At 71.4% G+C, this 7,007-nt stretch carries 7 protein-coding genes; 3 read left to right on the top strand and 4 right to left on the bottom strand.

What is annotated here, in order from left to right:
• The first annotated feature begins 145 nt into the window (after nt 1–145).
• On the top strand, nt 146–898 hold the full coding sequence (locus AOK17_RS44270) for an IclR family transcriptional regulator (protein WP_055618311.1): 753 nt from the start codon (nt 146–148) through the stop codon (nt 896–898).
• Between the two features lie 24 nt (nt 899–922).
• Here the strand turns inward: AOK17_RS44270 and AOK17_RS44265 are convergent, their stop codons facing one another.
• The 3 genes from AOK17_RS44265 to AOK17_RS44255 all read right to left on the bottom strand — a co-directional run bounded on the left by AOK17_RS44265 (nt 923) and on the right by AOK17_RS44255 (nt 4,637).
• Entirely contained in the window at nt 923–2,407 is a 1,485-nt protein-coding gene (locus tag AOK17_RS44265; protein WP_055618310.1) for a sugar ABC transporter ATP-binding protein, read from the bottom strand.
• 1 nt (nt 2,408) lies between these two features.
• On the bottom strand, nt 2,409–3,479 hold the full coding sequence (locus AOK17_RS44260) for a sugar ABC transporter substrate-binding protein (RefSeq protein WP_055618312.1): 1,071 nt from the start codon (nt 3,477–3,479) through the stop codon (nt 2,409–2,411).
• Nucleotides 3,480–3,569: 90 nt separating this feature from the next.
• Entirely contained in the window at nt 3,570–4,637 is a 1,068-nt protein-coding gene (locus AOK17_RS44255; RefSeq protein ID WP_055618309.1) for an ABC transporter permease, read from the bottom strand.
• A gap of 227 nt (nt 4,638–4,864) precedes the next feature.
• Between AOK17_RS44255 and AOK17_RS44250 the strand changes: the two genes are divergently transcribed.
• Nucleotides 4,865–5,590 (top strand): SDR family NAD(P)-dependent oxidoreductase, encoded by a 726-nt coding sequence (locus AOK17_RS44250; RefSeq protein WP_055618308.1) that lies wholly within the window; start codon nt 4,865–4,867, stop codon nt 5,588–5,590.
• A gap of 33 nt (nt 5,591–5,623) precedes the next feature.
• On the opposite strand, the gene AOK17_RS44245 is transcribed toward AOK17_RS44250, so the two are convergent.
• Nucleotides 5,624–6,331, bottom strand: coding sequence for a MerR family transcriptional regulator (locus tag AOK17_RS44245; protein ID WP_055618307.1), 708 nt, complete (start codon nt 6,329–6,331; stop codon nt 5,624–5,626).
• Nucleotides 6,332–6,477: 146 nt separating this feature from the next.
• Between AOK17_RS44245 and AOK17_RS44240 the strand changes: the two genes are divergently transcribed.
• Nucleotides 6,478–6,957 carry a macro domain-containing protein gene (locus AOK17_RS44240; protein WP_055618306.1) on the top strand — a complete coding sequence of 160 codons (480 nt, stop codon included), beginning with the start codon at nt 6,478–6,480 and terminating at the stop codon, nt 6,955–6,957.
• Nucleotides 6,958–7,007 lie beyond the last annotated feature (50 nt).

The raw sequence follows: 7,007 nt of genomic DNA, 5'->3' as shown, positions 1-7,007 counted from the left end.
CGGCGGGCGGCGGGCGGGGCGACGTGGCGGCCATGGGACGGCGGGGTGCGAATTCCCTCGCATGTCGGACGAGTTCTGGCGGCGATCGGTGACTCACAGGGACCCGCACCTTGTCACCCGCCTGCCGGGGCCGGACCATCGGTCCATGACGGACAGTCAGGTGCCTCAAGTACCTCGGGTGCCGAAGTCGGTGCTCGCGCGAGGGGCGGCGCTGCTGCGTGCCTGCGGCGAGTCCGAGGGCGCGCAGAGCCTGGCCGAACTCGCGCTGCGCACGGGGCTGCCCAAGCCGACCGCCCACCGGCTGCTGGGCGAACTGGTCCGGCTGGGGCTCGTGGAGCGCGGACCGGACGGCCGCTACGGCATCGGGCTCGCCCTCTTCGTACTCGGTCAGTCGGCACCGTCCGCGCGTGAACTGCGGGACATCGCGCTGCCGTTCCTCGGCGACCTGTACGAGGCGACCGGCGAGAACGTGCACCTGGCCGTGCCCGACGGCCCCGACACGCTCTTCCTGGCGAAGCTCACCGGCCGCCGCGCCACACCGATCGTCTCGCGCACGGGTGGTCGCCTGCCCGCCCACTGCACCGCCACGGGGAAGGTCTTCCTGGCCCACGACCCCCGGCCGCCGGGTGTCTCGCTGCCCAGGCTCACCCCGCGCACGCTCGTCCTGCCCGGCCAGCTCGCCCGCGACCTCGCACGGACCCGTGCCCGTGGCTTCGGCGTCAACCTGGAGGAGGCGGAGATCGGCATCTCCGCCGTCGCGGCCCCGGTCTACGCCCACGAACGCCGCCCGGTCGCCGCCCTCTCCGTGACGGGCGGGACCCGGCGCCTCGACATGGAACGCGTCGGCGCGCGGGTGTGCGCGGCGGCGCGTGCGCTGACACGGGCACTGTCGGCGTGAGGGGTGGGGGAGGCAGGGACTTGGTCACTGCTCGGTCCCGGCCCTGCCTCCCGCCTGCATCGACACCGCCAGCTGGTGCTCGGTCAGCCGGGCGCCGCTCAACTCTTCGACTGTCCGGCCCCGTACGAAGATCAGCACCCGGTCGCAGACCTCGGTGAGTTCGGCCAGGTCGGTCGAGGCGATGAGGACGGCGGCGCCGCCCGCCGCCAACTCGCCCACGATGCGGTGCATTTCGGACCGTACGCCGACGTCGACGCCACGCGTGGGGTCGTCCAGGACGACGATGCGGGGCTCGGTGGCCAGCCACTTCGCGAAGACGACCTTCTGCTGGTTGCCGCCGGAGAGGCGGGCCACGACGTCGTGCGGGTCGCCGCGCAGGCGTAGACGCTCCGTCAAGTCACCGGTGCGGCGGACCAGTTCGGCGCGCGAAGGCATGAAACCGCCCCGCCCCAGAGCCAGCCAGCTCACCGCCGTGGTGTTCTCCCACACCGTGCGGTCGGTCATCAGCCCGTACCGTTTGCGGTCGCTCGGCACGAAGGCGACGCCCGCCCGGACCGCGTCCCGCAGCGACCGCGGCAGCCCCCGGCCACCGATGTCGACGCGGCCGACGGAGACGGCCGTACGCCCGCACACCACAGCCAACGCGTCGAGATGGCCCGCCCCTTGGAGCCCCGCCACGCCCACGACCTCTCCCGCGCGCACGGTGAAGGTCACGTCCGCGAGGCACCCCGGCACGCACACCCCGGAGAGCACGACCGGCGGCGGCCCGTCGGCCACGGCACGTGTCCGCCGTACCGGCTGTTGCGGTGTCCCGCCCAGCATCGCCGTCACGAGATCCGGCACGCCGACGTCCTCCCGCCGTACGCCGGCCAGCGTGACCCGTCCGTCGCGCAGTACGGTCACGCGCTGCGCGAGGCGCATCACCTCCTCCAGGAAGTGGGTGACGTACAGGATCGCGATGCCCCGCCCGGTGAGTGTCCGCAGGACCTGTTCGAGGCGGTCCACGGCGGCGGCCGGGAGTGCGGACGTCGGTTCGTCGAGCACCAGGACTCGCGGCCGGCGCAGCAGCGCCCGCGCGATCTCCGTCAACTGCTGGTCGGCGAGCGGAAGTTCACCGACCAGGGTGCCGGGCTCGACGTCGAGTCCCAGCTCGGCGAGCACGGGGCGCGCGGCGCGGTCCATCGCAGTACGGTCGAGCAGCCCGAAGCGCCGCGGCGGACGGTAGGGGAAGAGGTTCTCCCGTACGGACAAGTCGGGGAAGAGGCTCAACTCCTGGGAGACGACGGCGATTCCGCCCGACCGTGCCTCCGGCGCGAGCCGCACCGTCCCGTCGTCCGGCCGCAGTGTGCCGGACAGGATCCGCACGAGCGTCGACTTGCCCGCCCCGTTCTCACCGACCAGTGCGTGGACCTCCCCGCCGCGCAGCCGGATGCCGGCTCCGTCCAGGGCCCTGACCCCGCCGTACGACTTGACCAGGCCCTGCGCGGCCAGCATGTCGCCGTACGTCATCTCAGCGCGCGTCCTTCAACGGCTTGAGCTGCGCCTTCTGGTCGCCGAGCAGCTTGTCGATCACGGGCTTGTACCAGTCGTAGGCCGCCTTCGCGGACTTCTGCCGCGTGATGATCTCGTCGATGTTGGAGGAGTCGACGACCCCGCCGGGGGAGAGGAACCAGCCGTCGGGCAGCTTGCCGTCGTTGTCGCGCACCGACTCGATCAGCATCGCCGTCGAGAGGTAGCCCTTGAGGAAGTGCTGCGGGTCGATGGCGACGAAGTTCGAGCCGTCCTTGACCGCGTCGAGGGTCTTCGGGTCGACGTCGAAGCCCGCCGTCAGCCACTTGCCGTTCTTCTCCTTCTTGATCTTCGCGAGGTTGTAGCTGTCGGCGTCACCGACCCCCAGGAAGGCGAGGGCCTTCGGGTGCGCGCCCACCTGCGACGACCAGGAGCTGTGGTTCTGCCCGGGATCGCTGTACGTCTGGAAGGGGCCGAGCACCTTCACGCCCGGAGCCTCCTTCTCGAACGTGTCGGCGATGCCCTTGGCCCGGTTGTCGAGCACCGGCGTCCCGGGGTTGGGCACCCCGACGACGATCTCCCCCTTCGGGTCGTCGCCGAGCCGTTTCAGCGCCTCCTTGGCCATCAACTCGCCCAGCGCGTAGTTGTCGTTGCCCACGTAGAAGGTCACCTTGCTGCCGTCGGTGGGGGAGGTGTCCAGGGCCACGATCGGGATGCCCTGGTCGACGGCGCGCGCGGCGGGCCGGGTGAAGATCGGCGGGTCGAGGTTCTCCAGGACGATGCCGTCCTTGGCGCGTGCCGTGAGGTTCTGGAAGAGCTGCACCTCGGCGGGGCCGTCCGTGTTGGGCGGCCCGACGGCCTTGAAGTTCACGTCCCCCGCGTGGTCGGCGGCGCTCTCGGCGCCCAGCACCATCTCGTGGGCGAAGTTGAGGCTGATGTTGGCCACCGCGATGCCCATGTCGAGCTTGCCGCCGCCCGAGCTGCCGGGGCCGTCGTCACTGCCGCAGCCGGTGGCGGAGAGGAGGACCAGGGCGCCGAGCGCGGCGGACAGCGTACGCAATCGGGAGTGCATGACGGCCTCCAAGGCGGCTCCGAACAAACTCCGAACCAGGCTCCGAACAGGACCCTGGCCAATCCGAACCAGGCTCCGGACAAAGGGACTTCAATGTCGACGGCGTCCGCCGCGCCGCAGCGCGCTGTCCGCCGCGACCGCGACGAGGATCACCCCGCCGGTCGCGAACGACGTCCAGTTGATGGGTACTTCGAAGAACACGAGCCCGGAGGCCACGACGGACAGGATCATCGCCCCGGCCACCGCCCCGACCACCGAGCCACGGCCGCCCGCGAGCGGAGTGCCGCCGATGATGCACGCGGCGATGGCCTGCAACTCGTAGCCCTGGCCGAGCGTGGGATCACCGGCGCCGTAGTACGCGAGCGCGAGGACCGCCGCGCAGGCCGTGGTGAGACCGGACAGCGCGAGGGCCTGAACTCGCGTACGGACGACGGGGATACCGCTGAACGCGGCGGCGTCGGGATTGGACCCGATCGCCCGCACCCGAGCCCCGAACCGGGTGCGGGCGAGCAGCACCGCGAGAACGACCACGACCGCGAGCAACACCCAGAGCGCGAAGGGCACTCCGGCCGCGTCACCGCCCGCGAGCGTGAAGAACGAGTCGTCCAGCGGCAGATCGGTGATCTGCTTCCCGTCGGCGAGAGCCAGCCCCACACCCCGGAACAGCATCAGCGTGCCGAGTGTGACGATGAACGACGGCAGCGCGAGCAGTGTCGTGACCAGTGCGTTGAAGACCCCGAGCGCAATCCCGGTGACCAGTACCGCCGGCACGGCCAGCCAGGGCGCGACGCCCTCCCGGATGAGCAGGGCGCCGACGACCAGGCACATCGCGTAGCTGCCGCCCACCGACAGGTCGACCTCGCGCATGGCGAGCGCGAAGACCATGCCGCACGCCATCAGCGAGATGTAGACCGAGTTGTGCGCCGTGGAGAGCAGGTTGTCGCTGTCGAGGAAGTCCGGGTAGGGGATGCCGATGCCGGCGACGAGCAGGGCGAGGACGACCAGGACGCCGAGTTCGTCGGGCAGCCTCCGCCGCCAGTTCCCGAGGCGGCCCGCCGACAGTCGACCGCGACCGGGCGACAGCCCGAACCACCCTCCGCCGCCGCCCTGTTCGCGGGCGCGCTCGGCGTCGTCCACGGCACGGTCGGTCTCGGTCATCGGGCACGGCTCCCGAACGCTGGCGGCTGGGGGTCGCCCCGCAGCGTCGGGCCGCCGGGCGCGCGCGGCAACACGGCCGTTCCAGCGAATGGAACAGGGCGCGGTGGTGATCGGGTCGAGTCGCGCAACCGCCGCCCGAAGAGAGCAGCCGCCGGACCCGGCCACCGCGTTCCGAAGACCGGAAAGGCCCTCTTGCCCGCCGCCTGACGGGTCATCACACTCACCGCATGGAGACGCGGACCGCGCTGGTGACCGGAGCGGCACAGGGCCTCGGGCAGGAGTTCGCCGTCGCGCTCGCCGGACGAGGCTACCGAGTCGCCGGACTCGACCTCGTCCCGCAGCCCCGGACGGCCGAACGCGTCCTGGACTACGTGGAGTTGATCGCCGACGTCACCGACGAGGCGCAGGTCGACGCGGCGCTCGAACGAGTGCTGGAACAGTTCGGCACGCTGCACGTCCTGGTCAACAACGCGGGCGTGTACCCGGAGTCGCCCTTCGAGGACACCACGCCCGAGGAGTGGCGGCGCGTCATGCGCGTCAACCTGGAGGCGCCGTTCCTGATGACCCGGGCCGTCCTGCCGTACCTGAAGGCGGCGGGCTGGGGGCGCATCGTGAACATCGCCTCCGCCGCCGTCCTCACCGCACCGCCCACGATGGTGGCGTACACCGCCTCGAAGGCAGGCCTGATCGGTTTCACCCGGGCGCTCGCCTCGGCGCTCGGCCCGTACGACATCACGGTCAACGCGATCGCACCGAGCATGGTCCGCACCGCGACCGCCGCGCGAACGGTCGGCGCCGACGGCGGCTTCGAGCACGTCCGCGCCCAACAGGCCGTCCCCAGAACCCAGGAGCCGTCCGACCTGGTCTCCACGCTGCTGTACGTCGTCGACGAGGGCAGCGGCTTCCTGACGGGCCAGACGCTCAACGTGGCAGGCGGGTCGGCGTACTTGTGAGGGTAGGAGGTGTGAGGGACCGGGGGCGGCGGCTCAGGACTCCTCGGTGAGCCACTCCCGCAGCTCCTCCTTCAGTGAACGCTGAAAGGTCGTCAACAACGCCTGCACCACGAGCGGTTGCATGTGAGCGGACAGGTCCTTCACCGCCTCGACGGACTCGCGCTCGGACACCTCGTCCCGGAACAGCAGGGACAGCTCGTGGGCCGCGGCGCGCGTGTGCTTCAGCAGGACCGTGCGCGCGGCGAGGATCGTCTCGTGCGCGATCGGTACGTCGAGCAGCTGGACGCCGAGCCGCAGCAGCCCGAGGTCCACGCGGTACGTGCCCGGGCCGGCTGCCTCCCTGACGACGCTCATCGCGACGAGCCGGTCCAGGTCCTCCGCGCTCAGTGGCCGGCCCGCCCGGCGTTCCAGCTCCGCGCGGCTCACCTCCTCCGCAGAGTCCGGCGCCCAGGAGGCCACCACGGCCCGGTGGATGGCCAGGTCATGGGCGCTGAGCCCCTCCGGCAGCTGCTGCAGATAGCGCTCGATCGCGGCCAGCGTCATCCCCTGGTGCTGCAGCTCCTCGATGAGCGCGAGCCGGGACAGATGCTCCTGGCCGTAGTGCCCCACCCGGCGCGGCCCGATCACGGGCGGCGGCAGCAGCCCCCTCGTGCCGTAGAACCGCACGGTCCGCACCGTGACCCCCGCCCGCGCGGCCAGCTCGTCGACCGTGAGCGTCGGCTCCTCGATGTCCGTCGCCATTGACCGCTCCTTCGGGTGCCACATCTGCCTCACGGGTGCGGTGCAACAGTATTGCTGTCTCACCTGCGTTGTGAAAGCTCCCACGGGCGGTCGGCGGCCCCGAATGGCTTGGCCGATTGTCAGTGGCGGTCCGTACGGTTGGCGTCATGTCGGAGATCACGTACGTCCGGGGCGACGCCACCACCCCGCTTGGCAAGGGCGTCAAGCTGATCGCCCATGTCTGCAACGACATCGGGGGCTGGGGCAAGGGCTTCGTCCTCGCCCTGTCGAACCGCTGGCCGGAGCCGGAGGCGGCCTACCGCCGCTGGCACCGCGAGCGCGCGGGCAACGACTTCGCCCTGGGCGCGACCCAGTTCGTCGAGGTCGACCGATACGTGTGGGTGGCCAACATGATCGGCCAGCGGGGCACGAAGACCGGCAGCAAGGGCGTCCCCGTCCGCTACGAGGCGATCGACACGGCCCTCGCCCCACTGGCCGACAAGGCCCTCGAACTCGGCGCATCCGTCCACATGCCCCGCATCGGCTGCGGACTGGCGGGCGGGAAGTGGTCACGAGTGGAGCCGCTGATAGCCGAGCGGCTCATAGAGCGGGGCATCAAGGTGACGGTGTACGACCACGGCGACTGAGCGAGCCCTCAAAGGGGGGCCGGGCCCCGTGAGGGGCGCGGGGAACTGCG

This window comes from Streptomyces phaeochromogenes (assembly GCF_001418655.1).
Taxonomy (GTDB): domain Bacteria; phylum Actinomycetota; class Actinomycetes; order Streptomycetales; family Streptomycetaceae; genus Streptomyces; species Streptomyces phaeochromogenes.
Note: the sequence above shows the minus strand (reverse complement) of the source record. Positions and strands in the feature narration are given on the sequence as shown.

Excerpts from the sequence above, each read along its gene's own strand:
- AOK17_RS44270 (WP_055618311.1), top strand. The coding sequence starts at position 146 with ATGACGGACAGTCAGGTGCCTCAAGTACCTCGGGTGCCGAAGTCGGTG.
- AOK17_RS44265 (WP_055618310.1), bottom strand. The coding sequence starts at position 2,407 with ATGACGTACGGCGACATGCTGGCCGCGCAGGGCCTGGTCAAGTCGTAC.
- AOK17_RS44260 (WP_055618312.1), bottom strand. The coding sequence starts at position 3,479 with ATGCACTCCCGATTGCGTACGCTGTCCGCCGCGCTCGGCGCCCTGGTC.
- AOK17_RS44255 (WP_055618309.1), bottom strand. The coding sequence starts at position 4,637 with ATGACCGAGACCGACCGTGCCGTGGACGACGCCGAGCGCGCCCGCGAA.
- AOK17_RS44250 (WP_055618308.1), top strand. The coding sequence starts at position 4,865 with ATGGAGACGCGGACCGCGCTGGTGACCGGAGCGGCACAGGGCCTCGGG.
- AOK17_RS44245 (WP_055618307.1), bottom strand. The coding sequence starts at position 6,331 with ATGGCGACGGACATCGAGGAGCCGACGCTCACGGTCGACGAGCTGGCC.
- AOK17_RS44240 (WP_055618306.1), top strand. The coding sequence starts at position 6,478 with ATGTCGGAGATCACGTACGTCCGGGGCGACGCCACCACCCCGCTTGGC.